This window comes from Streptococcus peroris ATCC 700780, assembly GCF_000187585.1.
Classification (GTDB): Bacteria; Bacillota; Bacilli; order Lactobacillales; family Streptococcaceae; genus Streptococcus; species Streptococcus peroris.
In genome coordinates this window covers 384,895-408,850 of the sequence record NZ_GL732463.1, presented here as the reverse complement: position 1 = coordinate 408,850, position 23,956 = coordinate 384,895, and the positions used below count along the sequence as shown (strand labels likewise).

Genomic DNA, 23,956 nt, shown 5'->3' with positions numbered 1-23,956 from the left:
CAAAAAAGACTGTTTTGGAATGCCCTCCTAAATAGAAAAAATCCGTAGAAAACTTCTACGGATTTTTAGAAAAATATTGTATCTTACAAACCAGGTGCTTGCCCTAATTCTGCCGCAAGCATCCAGACAGTTTTTTCAAGTTCTGCCTTAGCACCAACGAAGATATCATTGGTTACATCATCACCTTCTTCATCTGTTACATCCAATGCTTTTTGGAAAAGAGTGATAAGGTAACGATAAATTTCAAGGACACGTTCCAAACTTTCTTCTACGTTGCGGAATTCTCCAACTCCTTCTTCGATGTCGCTATGTTGAAGGAATTCTGTCAAAGTAGAGTATGGTTTGCCACCTAGTGTAATCAAGCGTTCACTAATTTCATCTAGATAACCATCAAGGCTATCCATGTATTCATCCATCTTAGGATGCCATACCATAAAACCACGTCCACGCATGTACCAGTGTACTTGATGAAGAGCGATATGTGCTACATACAAGTCTGCTACTGCTTGATTCAAAACTACTTTTGTATTTACTAGCGCTTCTGCCGCTGGCTTAGTCAATGTTGCCACGTCTTTTACTGCTTCTTTTTTCAATTCTACCATTTTTCTCACCTCATAATTATTTTCTGTAACCATCTTTATTGATTACTATTTCAGTATACTACTTCCAGCATACGATAGCAAGGAAAGTGTACTATCTTAGAAAAGTTGCAATAGACTGATAATTTAAGAAATTGAATTGATGTTTTTTAGTTGTTTTCAGTGCCTTTACCAGAAAACTGACTTTGATACAAGTCATAATAGAAACCTTTGGCAGCTAAGAGACTTTCATGATTTCCTTGTTCGATAATCTGTCCATCTTTCAGCACCAAAATCTTGTCTGCTTCCTGAATAGTCGAAAGTCGATGGGCAATGACAAAGCTGGTTCTCCCCTTCATCAAGCGTTTCATGGCCTTTTGAATCAAGAGCTCTAAACGCGTATCGACTGATGAAGTCGCTTCATCCAAAATTAAGATTTTTGGATCTGCCAAGAGAGCACGCGCGATAGTTAACAACTGTTTCTGACCAAGAGAAATATTACTTGACTCTTGGTTCATTTCCATGTTATAGCCACCAGGAAGGGTGCGGATAAAGTGGTCAACATTGGCCGCCTTAGCCGCTTCAACGATTTCTTCATCTGTTGCCTCAAGATTTCCAAAGCGAAGATTTTCCTTGATACTGCCTTCATAGAGCCAGGCATCCTGTAGGACCATCCCAAACTGGCAACGATAGTCCTGACGAGACAGGTCACGAATATCTTGCCCATCCACTAAAATAGCACCTGCTGTCACATCATAAAAACGCATGAGCAGGTTGATCAAGGTTGTTTTACCGGCTCCAGTAGGTCCAACGATAGCTACCATCTCTCCAGGTTCAACATCTAAGTTAAAATTGCGAATCAATGGTTTGTTTTCCACATATTGGAAATCGACATTCTTGAAACTAACTTGACCTGTCAATGGTGCCAGTTCTTTCACTTCAGCAGTTTGAACTTCTTCCTGTTCATCCAAAACTTCGAAGACACGGTCAAGCGAAGACTTGGCACTTTGCATCTGCCCAGCTAATTGAGTGATATTTTGGATTGGTTGACTGACTTGCCAAACATATTGTACAAAAGCTTGCATATTACCGATCGTTAAGCGTCCTGCAATAACCTGTAAACCACCTAAGACAGCAACAATTAAGTAAGTTAAATCCGATACGATATGAAGGGCAGGCATCATCAAACCTGAAATAAAGCTCGCCTTAAATCCGACTTGTTGCAATTCATCCGTAATCTTTTCAAATCTCTCTTGAGAGTTTTCTTCGCGTCCGAAAAGTTTTAAAACATTGAAACCTGTTAAGTTTTCCTGTACAAAGCCATTCATACGTCCCAAGATAGCTGCCTGCTGTTTAAAGTACGGCTGCGAACGATTTAGAATCGTTTTAGCTCCAAAATAAGTCACTGGAATCGACAAGATAACAATGATAGCCAACTGAAGATTTAGATAGAGAACCATTCCCATAACAAAAAGAATGGTAAAGACTGCATTAACAATCTGTAAGAAGGATTGTTGTAGAGCGTTCGAAACAGTTTCCACGTCACTGGTAAAACGCCCCAGCAAATCCCCAAACTGGTGCTTATCAAAGTAGGAAACTGGGATGCGATTGATTTTTTCGCTCATTTCATTTCTCAAATCCTGTATCATAGACTGCACAGCATTGGTCATAAAGTAATTTGAATAATATGATCCCAACTCATAGAGAAGCCCACGCAAAAGATAGATAACTAAAATCACTACGATATATGAGGTATTAATGCCCGCTCCTGCCACACCATTTGCCATGGCAAGGAGATTACTGGTTAATTCTGTGATAGCAAGCCCCAATATGAATGGTTCGATAACACTCATTATGACGCTGACTATTTTCAAGAAGATTGCAAAGAAAACAGAGAAACGGTAGGCTGTTAAATAGCTCCATAGACGAGCTAGACTAGATTGTTGTTTCATCCTTTACCTCCTATTCTTCTGTCAGAGACGCATTTTTCAACTGCGACTCAGCAATTTCTCGATAGATGTCATTAGTTTCCATCAATTCTTCATGACGTCCACGACCAACGATTTCACCCTTATCAAGGACGATAATCTGTTCCGCGTCCATAATGGTTCCAACACGTTGCGCAACAATCAATACCGTAGCATCTTGAGTCACTTCCTTGAGACGACGACGCAGGATTGCATCTGTACGGTAGTCCAAGGCTGAGAAAGAATCGTCAAAGATGTAGATATCTGGCCCCTTGATGACTGCGCGGGCAATCGATAAACGTTGTTTCTGACCACCTGATAGGTTGCTTCCCCCTTCAGCCAGATGAGTTGCAAAACCTTCTTCTCGACTTTCGATAAAGTCTTTGGCTTGGGCTACATCAGCTGCTTGGTGCAAGTCCTCATGACTAGCGTCCTCTTTTCCGTAACGGAGATTATCTGCGATAGTCCCTGTAAAGAGCAAGGCTTTTTGTGGAATAAATCCAATTATCTGACGGAGTGATTTGAGACGGTAATCTCGGACATCAACACCATCGACCTTGATTTTCCCTAGTGTAACATCATAGAAACGAGGAATCAATTGAACCAGAGTAGACTTACCTGATCCAGTTGAACCGATAAAAGCAATGGTTTCTCCCGGTTTAGCAGTAAAGGAAATATTATGCAAAACAGGGCTTTCTGTTTCCCCTGGATAGGCAAAGGTCACATTATCAAATTCTAGAAATCCATGAGTTTCTGTCTCTTGGACTCCATCCTCATTTGGATCAATGGAAATCGGCATATCCATGATTTCCTTCAAACGCTCACTAGATACAGCCGTACGTGGATACATGGTAAAGAGGTTTGACAAAAAGAGGAAGGACAAGAGAGCATGAAAACTATACTCGATAAAGGCCACCAAATCCCCAATCTGCAAACTTCCCTGTTTGAGAGGATCAAGAGCAAACCAAACGATAGCCACAATCATAGCGATAATAATTTGCACAAAAAGCGGCTCTGTTAAACCCGTCAATTTGAACAAACAATTTGAGTTATCCGCATAGATTGCATTTTTCTCTTCGAAACGTTTTTCTTGAAAGTCTTCACGAGCAAAAGCACGAATAACACGCAAGCCCATCAAATTTTCACGGACATATTGGTTTATCTTGTCCAGTGTTTTCTGTTGTTTTTCAGATAAGGGGCGCGTTTTCACTGCCACATAAAGGACTACTACAGCTAGAAAAGGAACGGAAAAAGCCACAATCCAAGCTAGTGAAGGACTAGTCAAGAAAATCATGAGAACACTAGAGAGCATCATCATGGGAGTGATAACACCCAACTTAAGCGTTTGTTCCGCAAACTGCATGAGGACAAAGGCATCACTGGTAATACGAGTGACTAGTGAAGATACACCAATCTGTTCATATTCGTGATGAGAATACTCTTGTAGCTTAGTATAGACATCATCCCGCATGTCCTTGACCATATTCGTGGTCAATTTACTAGCAGCATAAGCCAGAACAACCCGTCCAAATGTTCCCAAGACGATAATAACCAACATGATTACGGCCCAAAAATAGAGTTTATCCTGGTCACCTTGGTTGATTCCCTGGTCAATCATACGAGCCAAAATAGTTGGTAAACCTAGATTGACAATGACAAAGAAAATCGCCCCAAGGAAGTCTAACACTAACCACTTGGGATAGCGTTTGAGATAAGACCAAATATAAAGCATAATTCTCCTTTCTTTAATAAGTTTTTAAACTAGAAAAGAGCGCGTAAACACGCGCTTCTCTGCTAAAAATAAGACAGGCAATCCTATTCGATGAACGAAAGGACTGTCTGTCTCAGTTTATAATAATTTATTTTGTAAAGTCAAGCAATGCCAAGAAGCTTTCTGGATCAAGTGAAGCACCACCAACAAGGGCACCATCAACATCTGGACAAGCCATGTATGAAGCAACGTTTTCAGGTTTAACTGAACCACCGTATTGGACACGTACTTTGTCAGCTACTTCTTGACCGAAGTCAGCAGCTACGACATCACGAACAACTTTACACATTTTTTGTGCATCGTCTTGTGAAGCAGATTTACCAGTACCGATTGCCCAGATTGGTTCGTAGGCAATTACTGTTGAAGATACTTGTTCAGCAGTCAATCCAGCCAAAGCTGCAGATACTTGAGCACCTACGAACTCAGCTGCTTTACCAGCTTCGTAAGTTTCAAGGCTTTCACCACAACAGATGATTGGAAGCATACCATTTTCAAAGATTGCTTTTGCTTTCTTGTTGATATCTTCGTTTGTTTCATGGAAGTAGTCACGACGTTCTGAGTGACCGATAACAACATAGTCAGTACCGATTTGTTTCAAAACTTCTGGGCTAGTTTCACCAGTGAAAGCACCTGAATTTTTAAAGTAGCAGTTTTGTGCAGCAACTTTAAGGTTTGAACCTTTAGCAGCAGCAAGAACAGCGGTCAAATCAACTGCAGGAGCTGCGATACCTGCTTCAACAAGGTCAGATGAAGGAAGTTTTGATGCTACAGCCTCAACAAATGCTTTTGCTTCTTCTGGATTTTTGTTCATTTTCCAGTTACCAGCGATAAATGGTTTACGTGACATTTCACATACCTCTTTTTTCATTTTATTTTCTTTATTTTATCATAATTATAAGGAGCTTGCAAATCTTACTCTGTAACTAGAAGTCCTCTGTTCAAAAACTTTTCTAGCTGCCATTTCTATTTAGAAGCTGGCTTTCGTCTCGTCAATTTGACCACTGCTTCTGTTCTAGCCGTGTGTGGAAACATATCAACGGACTGGATATAGTGCAGGTCATAGACCTCTACCAAACGGACTAAATCACGCGCCAAGGTTGATACATTGCAAGATACATAGACCATCTTTTCAGGAGCATATTTGACAATAGTATCCAAGAGCTTGTCATCTAAACCTGTACGTGGCGGATCCACAATCAAAGCATCGGCGCGATAGCCTTCCTTGTACCAACGTGGGATAATTTCTTCAGCAGTCCCAACCTCATAGTGAGTATTAGTATATCCCATACGCTTGGCATTTTCTTTGGCATCCTCAATAGCTTCTGGAATAATATCCATCCCTCTCAAACTTTTGACTTTTTTAGCAAAGGCAAAACCAATGGTGCCAACACCACAATAAGCATCAATCAGATGGTCATTCTCATTTACGTCCAAGGCCTTCACAGCTTCACTATAGAGGATCTCAGTCTGTTCAGGATTGAGCTGGTAAAAAGCTCGAGGTGAAAGAGAAAACTCATAGTCTAATACACCCTCGCCTATACTATCCTGCCCCCAAATAATCTCTGTCTTGTCCCCATAAATCTCAGAAGTTTTGGCAGTATTGGTATTGACTGCGATAGTCACTACTTCAGGATAATCCTTGACTAGGTCTGTCACAAATTGAGTCAGATTCAATTGGCGATTAGTCACAATGATAATCTGAACTTGCCCAGTTTTCCGTGCGCGACGAACCATGATGGTCCGAACACCCAGAATTTTCCGTTCATCTGTAATCGGAATTTGATGATAGGTCAAGAGTTCAGCAATGCGATTAGCAATAGCTTGCGTCTCCTTGTCTTGAACCAGGCAGTCTTTTAATTCAACCAGATAATGTGAATTTTGAGCATATAATCCTGCCTTGACCTGACCTTTAAATTTCCGAGTTTGAAATTGCAGTTTAGCCCGATAATACTTTGGTTTTTGCATACCAATAGTTGGTCTGATCTCATAGTTTTCGTAGCCTGCAGGCGCAAATTTTTTCAGAGCTTGATGGAGAAGGTCCGTTTTGAACTCTAGTTGCTTATCATAATGCAGGTGCATGATTTGACAACCACCACATTCATTATAAATAGTACAGTCTGGTACCACTCGAAACTTAGATTTTTTATGGACCTCAAGCAGTTTGGCCTCAACGTAGTTACGTTTGACAGAAGTCACCTGACAATAGATATCTTCACCCTTGAGGGCACCTGGAACAAAAACAAGGGTTTTCTGGTAAAAACCGATTCCCTCTCCGTTAATCCCCATACGCTTGATTTTTAATGGAATTTTTTGTTTGACTTTAAGACTCATAAGTCTATTATACCACGTAGTTTCTCAATGTTTAAGAATATGTTACAATAAAACCATGAATACAAAGATATCTCATTTTTCCCCATTGGATTTTCCTGAGCAATTACGAACTTATATAGAGGGAGCAACTCTTTCTGACAGCTCTTCTCATTCAGGCGCAAGGGTTCTCTATCTTGATTCAGGTTACTATTTGAAAATAGATCAAAAGGGAAGATTAGAGCGAGAAGCTAGCATTGCAAGTTGGTTTGAACAAGAGGGAATAGGAACTCCAGTCATCCACTATCTATCTACAGATAAAGACTACCTCCTGACGAAAGAGGCTATTGGTCGTAATGCTCTCGCTTTTTTAGATCAGCCAGAAAAAATCTGCCGAACAATGGCAGAGGCTCTTAAAAAGCTTCACAGCTTAAACCCACAAAATTTTCCATCAGAAAATCATTTAAAATCCTATAAAGACAGAGCCTTTAAAAACTATGAAAAAGGGGAGTTCTATGCCAAGGCGCTCCTACCCCAATTCCAGATTAACAGTCGCGAAGAGGCCTTCCAACTCATCCAAGAACAAGGGCACCTTTTAGAAACAGATGCCTTTATTCACGGGGATGCCTGTCTACCAAACTTTATTCTCAAAGATGCTAGCCATTTCTCTTGCTTTATTGATCTTGGTTTGGCTGATTTCAGTGATCGGCATATCGATCTCTTTTGGGCAATTTGGTCCCTCAATTACAACTTAAAAGATCCCAAATACGCTGAACTATTTCTCGACTATTACGGGAGAGAGCTGGTTGATAGCAACAAACTTCGACTCGTTGCTGCCTTTGAAGCGTTTGGATAAAAGGAAAACCATGAAAATCACAAAACTAGAAAAGAAAAAAAGACTCTATCTGTTAGAACTTGATAGCGACCAAACCTGCTATATTACAGAGGATACCATTGTTCGCTTTATGTTGACCAAGGATAAGGAAATTAGTCCTCAAGAGTTTGCAGAAATTCAGACCTTTGCACAATTTTCCTACGGAAAAAATCTGGCACTCTATCACTTATCCTTTAAAGCTCGTACCGAAAAAGAGGTCAGAGACTATTTAGTTAAACATGAGATTGATGAGAAAATCATACCACAAGTCATCCAAGCCCTCAAGGATGACAACTGGATCAATGACCGTCAGTATGCTTATGCGATCATCAATTCCAATCAGCTATCTGGTGACAAGGGAAGCTACATGCTCATACAAAAGATTTCTCAAAAAGGAGTTGCTAAGGCCGTTATCCAAGAAGTTTTACAAGAATTTGATCTGACAGAAGTCGCAGAGCGTACAGCCGAAAAACTACTGAAAAAATATCAAGGTAAATTGCCTGCTCGCGCTCTACAAGACAAGATAATCCAAAATCTTACCAACAAAGGTTTTTCCTACTCGGAAGCTAAAACAGCCTTTGATCAACTAGATAACCAGGTCGATGAAGAAACTGTTCAGGAACTAATCTTTAAAGAGTTGGATAAGCAATATCGGAAATATTCACGTAAGTACGAAGGATACGAACTCAAGCAGCGTTTGACCCAAGTTTTAGCACGAAAAGGCTACGATTTTTCGGATATAGCCAGCGCTCTCAGAGAATATCTTTAATTTTTTCATGAAAAACTAAGAACTTTAAACAAAAATGTGATACAATAGTAAACGATAAACTTATAAATTGTAGAAAGTTGGTTAGTTATGAAACTTCCAAAAGAAGGCGACTTTATTACAATTCAAAGTTATAAGCATGATGGGAGTCTTCACCGTACTTGGCGAGACACCATGGTACTAAAAACAACAGAGAACGCTATTATCGGCGTCAACGACCACACACTTGTTACCGAAAGTGACGGTCGTCGTTGGGTGACTCGAGAGCCGGCTATTGTTTACTTTCACAAAAAATATTGGTTTAATATCATCGCCATGATTCGTGATAATGGGATTTCCTACTACTGCAATATGGCTAGCCCTTATTATCTAGACGAAGAAGCTTTAAAATACATTGACTATGATTTGGATGTTAAAGTTTTTACAGATGGTGAGAAACGCCTCTTGGACGTCGAAGAGTATGAACGTCATAAGCGTAAGATGAATTATCCTGATGATTTAGACTATATTTTGAAAGAGCATGTTAAGATTCTTGTTGACTGGATCAACAATGAACGAGGCCCCTTCTCAGAAGCCTATGTCAACATTTGGTACAAACGCTACGTAGAACTAAAGAATCGGTAAAGTTGTCAGAGGTCAGGAACGAAATCCTGACCTCGTTTTTTTATAATCAAAAAACCTGCCTTAAGGCAGGTTTTCCTTTAAATATCTAACTTTGTAACAGTAAATTTAATGTGGGAATAGTCTTTCTCAATATCCTTATCTACCATAAAAGCTGTTGCATCCTTCTTGACCTGCACCAAGTCGATATTCTGCGCTTGAGCTGCATAGACACAGCCACAGTAACATTGGCGATAAATATCGTACTCTTCACACATCTCTACAGAACGTTTGTAGCCTTGATTTTTCTTAAAGTCACTCGGAAGATAATGGGTGGTGTAGATTTTCTGCACATCAATTCCAATACTATTGATGGTTTGTGAATTTTTGTGAGGACTGATCGTCAGCGCTGAGCCAAAGTAGTCAAAGCCCAAGTCCATGGCTACCTGCGCTGTCTTATCCAAGCGATAGTCAAAACAAACCTTGCAGCGATCGCCACCTTCCGGTTCTTCTTCCAAACCTCGAACCAGTTTACGGTATTCATTGGGTTCGTATGGTGCTTCTAGGTATTGGACCTTATTGCCAGTTCGCTCATTGAAATCACTGACAAACTTTTGGGTCACATAAGCACGCTTATGATATTCTGCCTTGGGATGGATATTGGAATTAGCAAAATAGATAGTCACATCCGCATACTTGGTCAAATACTCTAGAGTGTAGGTGCTACAAGGAGCACAACAGACGTGCATGAGAATAGTTGGTCTCTCTTCATTTTTTTCCCAAACTTGGACCATCTTTTGCATGACACGGTCATAGTTGATCTTTTGATTGGGATTCATCTTACTTAGAATTTCTTCTACATCAATCATGCTCTTCTCCTTTTCCTCTTGTTATTTTATCATAAGAAGGCTCTTTGGGCAAATAGGGATTTCGTGCTTTATTCAGTTTTTAAGTCCTGATTTAATAGCTTGCCCATCCTTTTTAGACTGATTATTAATATAGGATAAATTAAAAGTAAGATAAGGCCTAAAACTAAAAAGACAGCTACAAGACCCCAACGATCAATCAACCAACCTGTCAGTGGGAAAATGACAATCATGGAAAGACTAAAGAGCATGGAATTGATACTAAGCATAGTTGCTCTTACACTGGAAGGTAAATAACCTTGTAAGTCATTGAAATAGATAGGCTGATAAACTGCATAAAGTGTATCAGTTAAAAGATATACAAGAAGAAAAGCAAAGGGAGTTCCAGAAAACACCAATAGCAAGGCTAAGCCCGTTAGTGCCACAAGAGTCGGAAAAACTCGATTGCTATTCCATTTTTTACCAATTTGACTAGCTACATAAACTGCTATAAGATTTAAGCCACTACCACTAAGCATAACCAGCGATACCTGCCATCCTGCTAAGTCACTTATTTTCTGCTGATAGTAAAAGTAAAACATACACATGAGTGTCCCTACTAGCTGATAAGTCAGCATCCAGTAAAAGAGTACTGGTTTTTCCTGCCATTCATTTCGGACTTGTAGGACAATCATTTTAAAGGTTAAGACTTCATTTTTCTCTCTCTTAGCCATTGGTTCTTTCATAAAATAAATCAAAATAATAGAAAGAAATGAAAATCCTATAGCAATCAGATAGGTCCAAGCCAATGCTCCGTGAATAAAGAGGCCTGCCACAACTGTGCCTAGGGTTCGGGTGACTTCTGCCACACCAGACAAAAAGCTAGAAATATGAAGATAACGGTCCTTTTGACCTGCTTCAACTGCTGAATCATATAAGAAAGCGGTACTGGTCCCCGAATCAAAATTGTAGGACAAAGCATTAACCATCATGGCAATCGCATAAATCCAAAAATTCCCCTGACCAAACAAAATCAAGATAGAGGATACAATACTGGCCAAGCGAGCCAAATAGAGATTAGTCTTGTAGCTAAATCGATCGGCCAACATACCAGATGGGATTTCACATAAGAGACTTGTCCCATGAAAGATACTCTCTAATAGACCGATTTGAAGCAAAGAAAGACCATTCTGAATGAAAAATAAAATCCAAAAACTGGTAATTCCAAAATAAGATGTAAATTCCAGACCTGCCAGGAGTGGAATATTGCGTTTGTAAGTTCTTTTAAACATTGTTTTCTCTCTTTCAATATGTAATATGATTGTTTCTAAAAGACTTACTGAGATTTGCCTACATTTTCTCCACCTCTTTCATTTAAAGTAATACTCAATGAAAATCAAAGAGCAAACTAGGAAGCTAGCCACAGGCTGTACTTGAGTACGGCAAGGTGAAGCTGACGTAGTTTGAAGAGATTTTCGAAGAGTATAAAAACGCCAGACGGCGTTTTTATGGCTATTAAGGTTTGATACGGTGCAACATACGTGGGAATGGAATTGCTTCACGGATGTGTTTTGTACCAGCTGCGAAGGTTACCATACGTTCGATACCGATACCAAATCCACCGTGTGGAACTGTACCGTATTTACGAAGGTCAAGGTAAAATTCATACTCTGTACGATCCATGCCAAGAGATTCCATCTTCGCAACAAGGGCATCGTAGTCTTCCTCACGCATAGAGCCACCGATGATTTCTCCGTAACCTTCTGGTGCGAGCAAGTCTGCACAAAGAACGCGGTCTGGATTACCGGGGACTGGCTTCATGTAGAAGGCCTTGATAGCTGCTGGGTAGTTCATGACAAAGGTTGGTACACCAAAGTGGTTTGAAATCCAAGTCTCGTGTGGTGAGCCGAAGTCATCTCCATGCTCGAGATGTTCATAGTCAGCGTCTTCATCATTTTCATGCTCTTGCAAGAGATCAATGGCTTCATCGTAAGTGATACGTTTGAATGGCTCTGCAATGTAGCGTTTCAAGAGCTCTGTATCACGTTCCAAGGTTTCCAAGGCTTGAGGGGCACGATCAAGAACACCTTGTAGAAGAGCTTTCACATAAGCTTCTTGCAAGTCAAGTGACTCATCATGTGTCAAGTATGAATACTCAGCATCCATCATCCAGAATTCTGTCAAGTGACGACGAGTTTTTGATTTTTCAGCACGGAATACAGGTCCAAAGTCAAAGACGCGACCAAGGGCCATAGCACCCGCTTCAAGATAAAGCTGACCTGATTGGCTCAAGTAGGCTGGTGTTCCAAAGTAGTCTGTTTCAAAAAGTTCTGTCGAATCTTCTGCCGCATTTCCTGAAAGAATTGGGCTATCAAACTTCATGAAGCCATTCTTATCAAAGAACTCATAAGTAGCATAAATGATAGCATTACGGATTTGCATAACGGCAACTTGTTTGCGTGAACGAAGCCACAAGTGACGGTTGTCCATCAAGAAGTCTGTTCCGTGCTCTTTTGGAGTGATTGGGTAATCTTGAGATTCACCAATGACTTCGATGTCTGTAATATCCAATTCGTACCCAAATTTAGAACGCTCATCTTCTTTAACAATCCCTGTCACGAAAACAGACGTTTCTTGACTCAAGTGTTTGATGGTATCAAATTTTTCGAGTCCAGTTTCTTCACCAAATTTTTCGACAAAATTGGGTTTGAAAGCCACACCTTGGAAGAAGGCAGTTCCGTCACGCAATTGCAAGAAGGCAATTTTCCCTTTTCCAGATTTGTTGGCAACCCAAGCACCGATAGTGACTTCTTGACCAACGTAATCTTTTACTTCGATAATTGTTACACGTTTTGTCATCATTTATCTTCCTTTTTTTCGTTTAACTTGTCTAAAGACATCATTACCCACTATTGTACCACAAATAGTGCCTGATAGCTAGTTGGTTTGTTAGAAATTCATAAGTTTTTAAGCACAAAAAAACCTCCGCCAAGAGGACGGAGATTAAGCTTCTTATTTTTCCATAAATTGATGCAAACGGCGAATAGCTTCTTTTAATGTATCTAGGTCTGTCGCATAGCTGAGACGAACATTTTCAGGAGCTCCAAATCCTGCTCCAGTAATTAAAGCCAGACCTACTTCCTCAAGAATAGCCGTTGTAAATGCTGTTACGTCAGTATAGCCTTTCATCTCCATAGCTTTTTTAACATTTGGGAAAAGATAGAAGGCTCCTTGAGGTTTGACAACCTCAAAGCCAGGAACTTGGCACAAGAGTGGATAGATGGTATTTAAACGTTCTTCAAATGCTTGACGCATAACCTCCACAGAATCTTGCGGTCCAGTCAAAGCTTCAATCGTCGCATATTGAGATACCGCAGTCAGGTTTGAAGTCGTTTGGCCAGTCAATTTACTCATGGCAGCAATAATTTCTGGATCACCTACTGCATAACCAACACGCCAACCTGTCATTGCATAGGCTTTTGAAACCCCATTGATAACAATGGTTTGCTTGCGAATGGCTTCTGATAGACTAGAGATTGGGACGAAATCATTTCCGTTATAGACCAAACGACCATAAATATCATCGGCTAAGATGAGAACATCATGTTCAACAGCCCAATTTCCGATGGTCAAGAGTTCCTCACGAGAATAGATCATACCGGTAGGATTAGATGGTGAGTTAAGAACCAAAACTTTGGTCTTATCTGTGCGAGCTGCTTCTAATTGTTCTACAGTTACTTTAAAGTGATTGTCTTCCTTAGCTTGGACAAAGACTGGAACACCACCAGCCATTTTAACCTGATCACCATAGCTGACCCAGTAAGGAGTAGGAATGATGACCTCATCTCCAGGATTAACCACAGCCATAAAGAAAGTGTACAATGAGAACTTGGCACCTGTAGCAAATGTGACTTCATTTGCCGCCACAGAATAACCATAATAACGTTCAAAATAAGTATTAACCGCTGCTTTCAATTCAGGCAAACCTGAAGCTACCGTATAGAAAGAAGCACGTCCATCTCGAATGGCCGCAACAGCAGCATCCTGAATATTTTCAGGAGTATGAAAATCAGGCTGACCCAAGGTTAAGAAAAGAACATCTTTTCCTTCCGCTTTTAACTTCTTTGCTCTGGCATCACTAGCTAGAGTGACACTTTCTTCCATTTCTAAGACACGTTTGGATAGTTTCATAGCTTCTCCTTTTCGATTAGGCTACCAGATTCAAAATCTACTAGATAATAGTCTCCTCCAGACTTGATTTCCCAGACGGGCTTGTCAGCGTAGCGTCCAAAAGTAATCTTGTCAATCTCAGTTGCTCCTTTTTCTCTGACAACCGCTTCAGCTTTTTCTTGAGAAGTCCCTTTTCCTAATTGATATACGTAAATATTATTGTTATTTTTCTCTATTAAAACAGCAACTGGTTTCTGATTCTTATCTTGACCAAGAACACTATAATAGCTCTCTAAGCCATTGAAGATATCAACCTGACTTACTGTTTCTAAATTGGCATACTGCTTGGCAAGTTTTTCCCCTTCGACTTTTGCAGTTTGATAAGGCTTCATACTAAGCCATACCAAATAGAGAAAGGAAGAAGTCACAACTAGAGCCAGCAGGGTCAAACCAATGCTGTACTGAAATAATAGGGAATTTTTTCTTTTTTTGTCTCTTTTTCACTCGTCTATTTTACCATCTATCCTAGGGAATTACAAGTGAATTAAGGGGTCGATTCTTGAGTTTCAACCTACTTTCAGGCCTTAAAATATAAGCTCCAACTGTTAATTAATAGGTTTTTCTGTATCTACTATTCATAGTTTAAATTTTCCAATGCATCACTTTTATTATCTGAGCAAATTTCTTGCAAATGATTTTCTGTTGTTGTAACATAGATCATAACAACAGAAAATCTTAAGGAGACTTCCTATGTCTAAAAAAGTATTATTTATCATTGGCTCACTTCGTGAAGGGTCTTTTAACCACCAAATGGCGCTAGAAGCCGAAAAATCTCTTGCAGGAAAAGCTGAGGTAAGCTACCTTGATTACTCATCAATCCCACTTTTTAACCAAGAACTTGAAGTTCCAACTCTTCCATCTGTTGCATCTGCACGTGAGGCAGTTCTGGCTGCTGATGCCATCTGGATTTTCTCTCCAGTTTACAACTTCTCAATTCCTGGAACAGTGAAAAATTTACTTGACTGGCTTTCACGCGCTCTTGATTTATCTGAAACTCGTGGTCCATCTGCACTTCAGGATAAAATTGTTACTGTATCTTCAGTTGCAAATGCAGGTCACGAACAACTATTTGCAATATACAAAGACCTCTTGCCATTCATCCGTACACAAATCGTAGGTGAATTTACTGCATCTCGTATCAATGATTCTGCTTGGGCAGATGGCCATTTAGTCCTCGAAGACAAGGTTGCTGCTTCTCTAAAACAACAAGTTGAAGATTTGGTTCAAGCTATTCAATAATCTCATGTGAAAGAAAAAGATAGTAGAAATAAGATTTTCTACTATCTTTTTGTTAATCAACAAGTTCTGAAATCATACTATGTTTGAGTGGTAGACTACACATCACTAGAAGGAAGATGAAGGCTGACTGAATCCAGAATAGGGCCAAGTCAAAAATTCCATGCACAGCGACCACTGTTATAAATGAAAGATAAAGTCCAAGGATCGGTCGTTTACTTGGTACTTGACTCATATCAATCAACATACGTATTGGATTTGAAGAGGCAATCCCCAACAATACAGTACCTACCACGCCATAACTCAATATCGTATCAATATAGATACTGTGCGCATGTTCATGATAAGGGGCAAAAATACGAGGATAAGAATGCATGTACGTTAGTGGGCCCTCTCCCCAGAAGGGATTTTGTTTGAATAAGGCCATTCCTGCATTCCAGATAGATACTCGTTCTTCCATAGATGAATCAAGCGTTCCCATTCGAACTCCCAAATCACTCGAGAAGAGAAAAGCTAAACCGACACCAAAAACTCCAATACTTAGCCAAAAAGCACGCCAGTTTTTAATGGTTGTGAAAAGATAAATAATCGCACCAAAAATAATCGCTGGAAAAGCTGTTCTATTTTGAGTAAAGTTCAGTCCAAATAAATTAGCAAAGATTGCAAGCACTGAGAAGATTCTCAACCATGTCAATCTAGTCGTACTAATTAAGTAAAACCCAATCATGATACAGAAACAACAGATAATCCCATAATAGTTAGGGTTAAAGAAAGCTACTTCTGCTCGGTTCTGATGCCAAACCTGCATCTTAGGTGATAAAAAGGTGTAATCAAATTTCTTTACAATTTGAAAATGTTCCAGAGCTGCGAAAAACGATGCTAGCACACTAAGCGATAGAATTGCTTGTAACACCAATCTAAAAAATTGAGGGGTTAGGTGAGCCTGGTAATAGTAAAAGAAAATTGCAAAGAGGAACATCCCTAAAGTAGCAACCATCCCCATCACATTTTGTGCAAGAAGAGAGATGACACCACTATAGCCAATAAATAAAAGTAACACGGCATGATTAGAGAGTCGTTTTAAAATTCCCTTCATTTCTCCAGTAAATATAAGACCTATTAAGTACGCGATAAAAATAATGACGAAAATATAAAAAGGCAAGAAAATGCTTAAAATAACACCTAACAAGATTAACTCTTGCTTAGACAAGCCTTTCAATTTTTCAATGATGCCTATTGATTTCACAACAGATCCTTTCTTTCTGAGATCTAAAACCCAGATATATAAAACTATTATATCATTTTACCATTTTTCGAAGAATTTGAAAACCACTTTATTCACATCAACTTGACTAAAACTTGGTAAAAATTTATTGGAAACCAGGATTCGCCCATTATAAGCGGTCAAACTTTTATAAAATTATGGTACAATAAAATTAATTTCCCAAGAAAGGGGCTACCATGAAATCTTATCAAGAAGTTTATAAAATATTAGCTAGTGAAACAGATTATGTAAGTGGAGAAAAAATCGGTGACCTATTAAACCTCTCTCGTACCTCTATTTGGAAGGCTATTCAGCGACTCCAGCAAGAAGGTTTAGAAATTGACAGCATCAAAAACCGTGGGTATAAACTTCTCCAAGGAGATCTCATCTTACCTCAAGAAATAGATGCCAACAGCCCAATCTCAGTTCAATTTAAACCGATCACCAAATCAACCCAGAGTGATGCTAAGGAGGCCATGGAAGTTGGTGCCAAAGGGGATACTCTCTACCTCTCAACCAGCCAAACTATGGGGCACGGCCGCTTTCAACGTCCTTACTATTCCCCTGAGCAGGGGGGGATTTATATGTCCCTTCATATCAAACCCAATCTCCCTTACGATGCATTGCCAGCTTACACACTCTTAACAGCAGGAGCAATCTACAAAGCCATTAAAAATCTATGCTTGATTGATGTGGATATCAAATGGGTCAACGACATCTATCTCCATCAGAAGAAAATAGCTGGTATCTTGACAGAGGCTATAACATCTGTCGAGACGGGTCTGGTGACAGATGTGATCATCGGTGTTGGTATCAACTTTTCCATTTCAGATTTTCCAAAAGAGTTGATAAACAAAGCAGGAAGTCTATTTACTCCTCCTGCTCCCATCACCCGAAATGAACTCATCGCAGAAATCTGGAAATGTTTTTACGAAACGGAAGCCGATGAACTTCTCTATCTCTATAAAAAACGCTCGATCGTTTTAGGAAAAGAGGTTTCCTTTGTGCAAGAACACCAAACTTTTACAGGAAAAGCTTGTGACATCTCTGACAAGGGCCAACTTCAAGTTCAACTGAGTGATGGAAATATCATCTGGCTCAATAGTGGTGAAATTTCTCTCACTAAATGGTAAAATCTTGTGAACAACATGAAAAAACGACCTCTCTTTTGCGAAGGTCGATTTTTTTATTGTTTATTTTTTCAAACGTTCAACGTCACGCGCAATGACCAATTCCTCGTCTGTTGGAATTACAAGTACTCGAACACTTGCTGCATCTGTCGAAATATCTCCAGTTGCACCAAATACATTTTTCTCTGGATCTACATCGCAACCAAACCAAGAAATCCCTGAAATGACAGCATCACGTACATGAACAGAATTTTCACCGATACCCGCTGTGAAAATAATAGCATCTGCTCCGTTCAGAACAGCCAAGTATTGTCCGATGTGTTTTTGGATACGATCAACATACATTTCATAAGCCAAGGTAGCATCATGATCCCCTGCTTCCATAGCAGCAATCACATCGCGCATATCACTAGACTTACCTGAAACACCCATCAATCCTGACTCACGGTTGAGAATACGACTGATATCCTCAGGCTTGTTAAAGTCCTCTGTATATTGCATTAAATAAGGAATGATAGCTGGGTCAATATCTCCTGTACGAGTTCCCATCATTACACCACCAAGCGGAGTGAATCCCATTGAGGTATCAACAGATTTTCCACCCTTAACAGCAGTAATAGAAGCACCGTTACCAATGTGGCAGGTAATTAACTTCAACTCTTCAAGTGGACGACCCAAAACCTTGGCTGCTTCTTGAGCAACATACTGATGGCTAGTTCCATGGGCTCCGTACTTACGAACCTTGTTTTCTGTGTAATATTTTGTAGGTAGAGGGTAGCGATAAGCTTTCTCTGGCATACTTGTATGGAAGGAAGTATCAAAAACAACGACACTCGTAATATCTGGCAATAATTCCTTGAAGGCACGAATACCCGCAGCATTTGCAGGGTTGTGCAATGGAGCAAGAAGGCCTAACTCTTCAACTTTTTCAATTACATCGCCTTCAACGACTGTAGACTCTTTGAAGTACTCTCCACCAGCAACGACACGGTGTCCAACACCAGTAATTTCATCATAAGATTTAATAATATCAAAACGAATCAAGTCATCAAGCAAAATTTTAACTGCCAAAGTATGGTTGTCAATGTCGAGGACTTGTTGTTCTGAACGACCATCAAATTTAACTGTGGAAATAGAATCCTTCAATCCAATTCGCTCAATCAACCCTTTTGCCAAAACTTTTTCTTCTGGCATTTGGTAGAGTTGCCATTTCAAACTTGAGCTTCCAGCGTTAATTGCAATGGTTTTTGTCATAATGTTTCCCCTTTTAAGCGTTTTCAACTATTATATCAAAATTTACATTAGATTTCATGTTCCTGACACCAGTTTTGAAAATTTTCCTTAAATTCCATCAAAATTTCAGGGTCACGAAGACTGGTAAGTGGATAAACAAATGGTTCAAGACCTTCTACTGCTTTCTTTTTCAGAACAAAAATAGTCTTAGAATGTGCTCCTTGTGCAAAGAGATCCTCTGGCAAAGCTATGATTGCCACTAGTTGAGCTTGCTCAGTCAGCCATGTTTTCAAAAGTTCACTCTGAGGACTTGTCAGGAGATCTGTTGGAGCTAAAAATATCGCATAAGCATCTGTTTTAAGATACTTGAGTGATTGTTCCATTAACAGATGATGGGCATAAGTATGTTCGTCCTTAGATGATACTTGATATCGTGAGGCTATCTGATCATCTGGATAGTAACCAACAGGTAAGTCACTAACTATAATATCACTTTCTTTTAATACTTGTGGTCGCACCGCATCACCTTGGACAAAGCCCATTTGTAGGTCCATAACTTCAGCCATGCTTGCTGCCAGATCAATCAAGAGGTCATCAAGTTCTATCCCGAGATAGTTTACCTTTTTGTTCATAGATGTCAAGAAGCTAGCTCCCAGAATTCCCATCCCAGATCCCAATTCCAATATGCTCAGATTTTCAGCAGGGAAAAGTTGTTCAATGATAAAAATCATCAAGTGACCAATCACATCTGGTGTGAACTGGTGATTGGCTTGTAGTGGCTCCGTTTGAGCAGCCTTCATTAACAAAAATTGATAGGCCCTTAGCCACTCTTCTTTTCGAAGTGCCAAACGTTTTAAGGCCTGGTTGTTTTTCTTAACTTGCTCCAGATTGGTTTGACCATCTAGATAAATCCCATTTTGTTCAACTAAGGCATCATAAAAGCTTGTCGCCAAATCATTTTGAATGATTTGGACATTTTCTAGTAAATAGGTGTATGCTTGTTCAATTTTTTCGAAATTCATATTCTTATCTTACCAAATTCAGAGCTGATTTTCCAGATTTTCATAATGCTGAAAATAAATTTAAAAACCTCTGAGATGGCTCTCAAAGGTTCTTTTCTTTCTATTTGCGATTTTCAACCGCTGCTGTTACAAAAGCAGTGTAGAGTTCTTCTGGGCGATTTGGTCTACTTGAAAGCTCTGGATGGTACTGACAAGCCACAAAGAATTTGTTCTCTGGAATCTCAACGATTTCTACCAAGCGATTGTCTGGTGACACTCCTGAAAAGACAAAACCTGCTCCTTCAAACTGTTCACGAAAGGCATTGTTAAATTCATAACGGTGACGGTGACGACGTTGCACCACTTCCTTGTTATGATAAGCTGCTGCTGTCTTAGAACCACGTTTTAACTTAGAAGGATAAAGTCCCAAGCGAAGGGTTCCACCCATATCCTCTACATCAATCTGATCACGCATGATATCGATGATAGGATAGTTTGTATCTGGGTCAAGCTCTGTTGAATTAGCCTCTGTAAGTCCTAAAACATTACGAGCAAACTCGATACAGGTCAACTGCATTCCCAAACAGACTCCCAGCATTGGTACATCATTTTCACGCGCATAGCGAATGGCTTCAATCTTACCTTCTGTTCCACGTTGGCCAAAACCACCTGGTACAATGATTCCATCAGCGTTTGATAGAAGTTCTGCTACATTGTCAGCTGTCACGTCGTTCGCATTGATCCAATCAATCTTCACTTCTGCATCATTGACATAACCAGAATGCTTCAAAGCCTCAACAACAGAGATATAGGCATCTTGTAACTCCACATATTTACCAACAAGAGCAATCTTGACTTGTTTTTTAAGGTTCATGACCTTGTCAACCATGGCTGACCACTCTGTCATGTCTGCTGCAGGTGCATCAATTTTCAAATGATCACAGACGATTTGATCCATGCCTTGAGCTTGCAGATTAAGCGGAATTTGGTAAAGATGGTCCACATTTAATGACTCGATAACTGCTTCTGGTGCCACATCACAGAACTGGGCTAGTTTATTTTTAATCCCTTGTCCAGCTGGCTTTTCTGTACGGATGACCAACATATTTGGCTGAATCCCAAGACCACGCAATTCTTTAACAGAGTGCTGAGTTGGTTTGGTCTTCATCTCACCGGCTGCCTTGAGGTAAGGAAGCAAGGTCGTATGGATATACATGACATTATCTGCTCCGACATCAGACTTCATTTGACGAAGAGCTTCTAAGAATGGAAGGGATTCGATATCCCCTACTGTTCCGCCAACCTCTGTAATAATAACATCAGAGTCAGTTGTTAGTGCAGCACGCTTGATTTTTTCTTTCAAGGCATCTGTAATATGAGGAATGACTTGGACAGTTGCACCAAGATACTCTCCGCGACGTTCTTTACGAAGAACTTCACTATAGATTTTACCAGTTGTCACATTTGAGTATTTATTAAGATTGATATCAATAAAACGTTCATAGTGACCCAAGTCCAAATCTGTCTCAGCCCCATCATCTGTTACAAATACTTCTCCGTGCTGGTAAGGGCTCATGGTCCCTGGGTCAATATTGATATAAGGGTCAAATTTTTGAATGGTTACTTTCAAACCACGGTTTTTCAACAGTCGTCCTAGACTTGCTGCAACAATTCCTTTCCCAATAGACGATACCACACCACCAGTTACAAAAATATATTTCGTAGACATAGATTCCTCTTTCTAAAGTACTCAAGACCCTGTTCACTTGAAGGGGAGATAGGAAACAGGACCTTCATTGCTAACTAACATCCAAGATGAAAAATTCCTGGAAAAATAAAAATAGCTCCCTAATAACTAGGGAGCTCCGACCTCTAAAAGAGGTGCCCGAACAATATATTACCTCAATTTGAACCATTTGTCAAATGTAATCAATCATAAAATTTTTAGCGTCTTATATCCTAGAATGGATTAATTCTAAAAAAATGACAAGGAAATCTTCCTTGTCATTTAGCATTATTCTTCTTCATCCTCAGAATCTTCGTCATCTTCTTCGTTAAGATCGACATCTTCTCCAAGGTCATCTGGTGCAATTTCGTTGATTTCAGCGTCGTAGGCTTCTACTTCATTCTTCTCATCGTCTGGATTTTCATCATCGTAAGAAAGAGCTGGATCTTCTTCGTAGGCATCTTCATCTTCAGGATCATCTGCACCATAATCAATGGCATCCGTATCTCCATCCATAAAGGCATTAACGCGTTTTTTCTTAGCCTTAGGTGCTACTTCCTCATCATCGCTTTCTTCAAGAGCGATAATTTCTTCGTCAATTTCATCAACTCCATACCATGAACGAAGTCCCCATTTGTTATCTCCAAGAGAGATAAAGCTACCATCAAAGTTCAACTCTGTATAGAACAAAGGTAGTGCTTCGCGAATATCGCTATTAGAGGTACCAAGATAGTTTTGGATTTCGTTGACTAAATCGCTAAAATGCATCTCGTGATCGCGACCACGTTGTTCCAAGATGGCACGAGCCACCTCAATCATAGATAGTTCACTTTTTTCTTGCCCAGCAAATACTTCTAATTCCAAAGCGTTTCTCCTCTTTTTTTACTACTAACACCAGAGCATATAAACTCTGGTCTCATTTTATCACGTACTCTTTATTGTACGATAATTTTCTTTATTAGTCAAAGGTTTAGAAGAAATAAATGTGAAATATTTCAGATAATTGAAAGACCTGTGAACATGACCAAAGGTCTATTGATTTATTTATGACTCAAGGATGCAGCTCCAATGCCAACCACAAACTGCAAGAGGATTCCTACCTAGATAAAGGACCATTTGTTGCGCCAGATTAAGTAAAAGGCCCCCCTTCAGATCCTGCCAGTAGATCCGTTTCATCATGTCTCACTTTCATTTCTATTATTCCCCTAAAATAGCGGAAAGGCCTTCTCTTGTCAATGAGTTTCACAATAAAAAGGCTGGGTAAGCCAACCTTTTCTATTTATTCAGCTAAGAGCACTTCTTTGATGGTTTGTTTTTGGAGTTTTCTGTTGGATAGATAAAAGAGACTTTCATAAACCACAGCAAAAACGATCAAAGTCCAAAAGCAAACGTTCCAGTCAAAGTTGTGCTCAATCTTTTCAGGTACCGTGTCTTTGATCACACTAATCAAGATTTCCATGATACCGTATTGATAAGCCGTCCCAAGGCAAAAGCCTAGATAGGCCCACAAACGATAGGGAGCGAGAATATGACTTTGGCATTCACGATCTGTGTAGCCAAAAGCCTTCATGAGGGCCAAGGTTTCACGACTTTCTGAGACCACAATTCCCAATGACAAAAAGAGGATCGAGAAAGAAAGGATCAAACCAATCATAATCATCATCGTTTGGATGATGTCATCTGTGTAGTCCCTTAGCCCAAAAGACAATTGAACCATGGCCGCGAAACACATGGAGCCAAAGACTACAAAAAACAGGATCGATTTTCTCCCCCAAATTAGTGACGAAGACAGCTCTTTTAGGAAGGATTTTTCTTTCTTAGGAGCACTTTTTTTCCTTTTGACCTTAATCGGTGTTGGGGATTTTTTCAATAGGCGAAGGGCCGGCGTTTGTAGTTTTCTTCTAGCATAGCCAATCGCAAGAACCATAAAGAAAGTCGTTGGCAGTATCACTAAAGCGACCAAGAGCTGCCAGTGAAAATGAATGGTAATGTCTGGCAAAATCCCCTTCTCATTGCGAAAGTCATAAAAATGACCCATCATAAGAAAAGAAGCGAAATAGCCAAAAAGCGCTCCAACTCCAAAACTGAGCCCAAAAACCCAAAATCGTTTCGCCAACTGGCCATTGCTATAGCCCAAAGCCTTTAAAATCCCTAATTGTTCCTTGTGGTCATCAACAAATTGTTTGATATAAAAACACATGAGAAGGATCGACGTCAAGGATAAGACAACCCCACTGACCATGGCCACCATCCAAGATAGCGAAACCTGAGCATCATAATAGGCCATAATCATTGGATTGGTTTTAGAAATCTCCAACTGCTCGATATCAAGATAAAAATTCAAGAAGAGATTGGCCACAAAAACCGCACAAGCCCCAATGATACTGACGACAACTAATTTTCGAATATCTTTTACTGAAAACATGGC

Annotated in this window: 21 protein-coding genes; 5 read left to right on the top strand and 16 right to left on the bottom strand. The window is 39.8% G+C overall.

The window, feature by feature from the left end; genetic code table 11:
* Positions 1 to 83: 83 nt before the first annotated feature.
* From HMPREF9180_RS03945 to rlmD, 5 genes are all read right to left on the bottom strand, one after another.
* A complete protein-coding gene (locus HMPREF9180_RS03945) occupies positions 84 to 602 on the bottom strand; it encodes a Dps family protein (RefSeq protein WP_025168624.1) in 519 nt (172 codons plus the stop codon).
* 146 nt (positions 603 to 748) lie between these two features.
* The gene (locus HMPREF9180_RS03940; protein WP_006145151.1) at positions 749 to 2,530 is read right to left on the bottom strand and encodes an ABC transporter ATP-binding protein; all 1,782 of its coding nucleotides are present in this window, start codon (positions 2,528 to 2,530) and stop codon (positions 749 to 751) included.
* A 10-nt stretch (positions 2,531 to 2,540) separates the two neighbouring features.
* Positions 2,541 to 4,277: an ABC transporter ATP-binding protein gene (locus tag HMPREF9180_RS03935; protein WP_006145150.1), complete on the bottom strand. Its 1,737-nt coding sequence runs from the start codon at positions 4,275 to 4,277 to the stop codon at positions 2,541 to 2,543.
* Between the two features lie 127 nt (positions 4,278 to 4,404).
* The gene (gene tpiA, locus HMPREF9180_RS03930; RefSeq protein ID WP_006145149.1) at positions 4,405 to 5,163 is read right to left on the bottom strand and encodes a triose-phosphate isomerase; all 759 of its coding nucleotides are present in this window, start codon (positions 5,161 to 5,163) and stop codon (positions 4,405 to 4,407) included.
* 116 nt (positions 5,164 to 5,279) lie between these two features.
* A complete protein-coding gene (gene rlmD, locus HMPREF9180_RS03925) occupies positions 5,280 to 6,647 on the bottom strand; it encodes a 23S rRNA (uracil(1939)-C(5))-methyltransferase RlmD (RefSeq protein WP_006145148.1) in 1,368 nt (455 codons plus the stop codon).
* Positions 6,648 to 6,702: 55 nt separating this feature from the next.
* Here rlmD and HMPREF9180_RS03920 point away from each other — a divergent pair, with 55 nt between their 5' ends.
* From HMPREF9180_RS03920 to ntdP, 3 genes are all read left to right on the top strand, one after another.
* Positions 6,703 to 7,479: an aminoglycoside 3'-phosphotransferase gene (locus HMPREF9180_RS03920; protein WP_025168623.1), complete on the top strand. Its 777-nt coding sequence runs from the start codon at positions 6,703 to 6,705 to the stop codon at positions 7,477 to 7,479.
* 10 nt (positions 7,480 to 7,489) lie between these two features.
* The gene (gene recX / locus HMPREF9180_RS03915; protein WP_025168622.1) at positions 7,490 to 8,266 is read left to right on the top strand and encodes a recombination regulator RecX; all 777 of its coding nucleotides are present in this window, start codon (positions 7,490 to 7,492) and stop codon (positions 8,264 to 8,266) included.
* A gap of 87 nt (positions 8,267 to 8,353) precedes the next feature.
* Positions 8,354 to 8,887: a nucleoside tri-diphosphate phosphatase gene (ntdP, locus tag HMPREF9180_RS03910; protein ID WP_004252157.1), complete on the top strand. Its 534-nt coding sequence runs from the start codon at positions 8,354 to 8,356 to the stop codon at positions 8,885 to 8,887.
* Between the two features lie 77 nt (positions 8,888 to 8,964).
* On the opposite strand, the gene HMPREF9180_RS03905 is transcribed toward ntdP, so the two are convergent.
* The 5 genes from HMPREF9180_RS03905 to HMPREF9180_RS03885 all read right to left on the bottom strand — a co-directional run bounded on the left by HMPREF9180_RS03905 (position 8,965) and on the right by HMPREF9180_RS03885 (position 14,333).
* Positions 8,965 to 9,732, bottom strand: coding sequence for an epoxyqueuosine reductase QueH (locus HMPREF9180_RS03905; RefSeq protein WP_006145145.1), 768 nt, complete (start codon positions 9,730 to 9,732; stop codon positions 8,965 to 8,967).
* 68 nt (positions 9,733 to 9,800) lie between these two features.
* Positions 9,801 to 11,000 carry an MFS transporter gene (locus HMPREF9180_RS03900; RefSeq protein ID WP_006145144.1) on the bottom strand — a complete coding sequence of 400 codons (1,200 nt, stop codon included), beginning with the start codon at positions 10,998 to 11,000 and terminating at the stop codon, positions 9,801 to 9,803.
* A 223-nt stretch (positions 11,001 to 11,223) separates the two neighbouring features.
* Positions 11,224 to 12,567, bottom strand: a complete 1,344-nt coding sequence (gene asnS / locus HMPREF9180_RS03895) for an asparagine--tRNA ligase (protein WP_025168621.1) — start codon at positions 12,565 to 12,567, stop codon at positions 11,224 to 11,226.
* A gap of 153 nt (positions 12,568 to 12,720) precedes the next feature.
* On the bottom strand, positions 12,721 to 13,899 hold the full coding sequence (locus HMPREF9180_RS03890) for a pyridoxal phosphate-dependent aminotransferase (protein WP_006145142.1): 1,179 nt from the start codon (positions 13,897 to 13,899) through the stop codon (positions 12,721 to 12,723).
* Positions 13,896 to 14,333 carry a cell wall elongation regulator TseB-like domain-containing protein gene (locus tag HMPREF9180_RS03885; protein ID WP_083801011.1) on the bottom strand — a complete coding sequence of 146 codons (438 nt, stop codon included), beginning with the start codon at positions 14,331 to 14,333 and terminating at the stop codon, positions 13,896 to 13,898. Before HMPREF9180_RS03885 ends, HMPREF9180_RS03890 begins: the two co-directional genes overlap by 4 nt.
* A 295-nt stretch (positions 14,334 to 14,628) precedes the next feature.
* On the opposite strand from HMPREF9180_RS03885, the gene HMPREF9180_RS03880 reads away from it, so the two are divergent.
* A complete protein-coding gene (locus HMPREF9180_RS03880) occupies positions 14,629 to 15,177 on the top strand; it encodes an NADPH-dependent FMN reductase (RefSeq protein WP_006145140.1) in 549 nt (182 codons plus the stop codon).
* Positions 15,178 to 15,229: 52 nt separating this feature from the next.
* Here HMPREF9180_RS03880 and HMPREF9180_RS03875 read toward each other — a convergent pair whose 3' ends face one another.
* Positions 15,230 to 16,420, bottom strand: coding sequence for an O-antigen ligase family protein (locus HMPREF9180_RS03875; RefSeq protein ID WP_006145139.1), 1,191 nt, complete (start codon positions 16,418 to 16,420; stop codon positions 15,230 to 15,232).
* 215 nt (positions 16,421 to 16,635) lie between these two features.
* Between HMPREF9180_RS03875 and birA the strand changes: the two genes are divergently transcribed.
* On the top strand, positions 16,636 to 17,571 hold the full coding sequence (gene birA, locus HMPREF9180_RS03870; protein WP_006145138.1) for a bifunctional biotin--[acetyl-CoA-carboxylase] ligase/biotin operon repressor BirA: 936 nt from the start codon (positions 16,636 to 16,638) through the stop codon (positions 17,569 to 17,571).
* Positions 17,572 to 17,631: 60 nt separating this feature from the next.
* On the opposite strand, the gene HMPREF9180_RS03865 is transcribed toward birA, so the two are convergent.
* From HMPREF9180_RS03865 to HMPREF9180_RS03845, 5 genes are all read right to left on the bottom strand, one after another.
* Entirely contained in the window at positions 17,632 to 18,822 is a 1,191-nt protein-coding gene (locus HMPREF9180_RS03865; RefSeq protein ID WP_000167795.1) for an acetate kinase, read from the bottom strand.
* 47 nt (positions 18,823 to 18,869) lie between these two features.
* The gene (locus HMPREF9180_RS03860; RefSeq protein WP_006145137.1) at positions 18,870 to 19,823 is read right to left on the bottom strand and encodes a class I SAM-dependent methyltransferase; all 954 of its coding nucleotides are present in this window, start codon (positions 19,821 to 19,823) and stop codon (positions 18,870 to 18,872) included.
* A 100-nt stretch (positions 19,824 to 19,923) separates the two neighbouring features.
* Entirely contained in the window at positions 19,924 to 21,531 is a 1,608-nt protein-coding gene (locus HMPREF9180_RS03855; RefSeq protein ID WP_006145136.1) for a CTP synthase, read from the bottom strand.
* Between the two features lie 285 nt (positions 21,532 to 21,816).
* Positions 21,817 to 22,392, bottom strand: coding sequence for a DNA-directed RNA polymerase subunit delta (gene rpoE, locus HMPREF9180_RS03850; RefSeq protein ID WP_006145135.1), 576 nt, complete (start codon positions 22,390 to 22,392; stop codon positions 21,817 to 21,819).
* 415 nt (positions 22,393 to 22,807) lie between these two features.
* Positions 22,808 to 23,953 carry an FtsX-like permease family protein gene (locus HMPREF9180_RS03845; RefSeq protein ID WP_006145134.1) on the bottom strand — a complete coding sequence of 382 codons (1,146 nt, stop codon included), beginning with the start codon at positions 23,951 to 23,953 and terminating at the stop codon, positions 22,808 to 22,810.
* Positions 23,954 to 23,956: the final 3 nt, after the last annotated feature.